This window comes from Thauera phenylacetica B4P, from assembly GCF_000310225.1.
GTDB classification, from domain to species: Bacteria; Pseudomonadota; Gammaproteobacteria; order Burkholderiales; family Rhodocyclaceae; genus Thauera; species Thauera phenylacetica.
Window position 1 is genome coordinate 1 of record NZ_AMXF01000517.1, and the last position, 903, is coordinate 903.

Genomic DNA, 903 nt, shown 5'->3' on the forward strand with positions numbered 1-903 from the left:
GCGCTCTTCCTCGACGCCGCGGCGGCCGCGGCGGTGGCGCCGGCGGTGGCCGACCTTGTCGCCCATGAACTGGGCTGGAGCGCGCCGCGGCGCGAAGCCGAGCTCGCCGCCTTCCTCGCGCTCGCCGCGCGCTACTGCGCACGCAGCCGCAGCACCGCCTCCAGTCCGCCCTCGGGGTGATTGCGCAGCGCGATTTCGCCGCCCTGGGCGTGCACCAGGTTGCGCGTGATCGCCAGCCCGAGCCCGGTGCCGCCGGTCTCGCGGTTGCGCGAGGCCTCGGTGCGGTAGAAGGGCTCGAACACCTTCTCGAGCTCGTCCTCGGCGAGGCCGGGGCCGTGGTCGCGGACGCGGATCTCGCAGCGCCCGCCCGCGCAGGTGAGCGCGAGCTCGACCTCGCCACCGAACTTCACCCCGTTCTCGACCAGGTTCCACAGCGCGCGGCGAAGCGCCGCGGGATTGCCGACGATGCGGCCCTGCGCGTCCGCAGGCAGGCGCACCGTCCATCCCATGTCGCGCGCGTCCTCGGCGACGGCCTGCAGCAGGGGGCCGAGCTCGATCACCTGCGCCGGGCTGCGCTCGTCCAGGCTGCGTGCGTAGGCCAGACCCTCCTTCACCAGGCCCTGCATGGCGTCAAGGTCGGACTGGATGCGCGCGCGCAGGCCCTCGTCCTCCACCATCTCGGCGCGCAGGCGCAGGCGGGTGATCGGCGTCTGCAGGTCGTGCGAGATCGCCGCCAGGATGCGGGTGCGCTCGGCGACGTGCTCGGCGACGCGCTGCTGCATCTGGTTGAAGGCGGCGGCGGCCTGGGCGACCTCGGTGGGGCCGCGGGTGTCCATGGGCGCGCGCGTCGGGTCCTCGCCGAGCGCGCGCGCGGCCTCCGCCATGCGCGACAGCGGCCGCGTG

General features: G+C 75.2%; 1 protein-coding gene and 1 pseudogene. One reads left to right on the top strand and one right to left on the bottom strand.

What is annotated here, in order from left to right:
- Positions 1 to 180, top strand: a pseudogene (locus tag C667_RS23415) (FAD-dependent oxidoreductase); the annotation flags it as partial.
- Here the strand turns inward: C667_RS23415 and C667_RS23420 are convergent.
- On the bottom strand, positions 132 to 903 hold a 772-nt coding region (locus C667_RS23420; protein WP_004390675.1), incomplete at its 5' end, for an ATP-binding protein. The pseudogene C667_RS23415 and the gene C667_RS23420 overlap by 49 nt on opposite strands.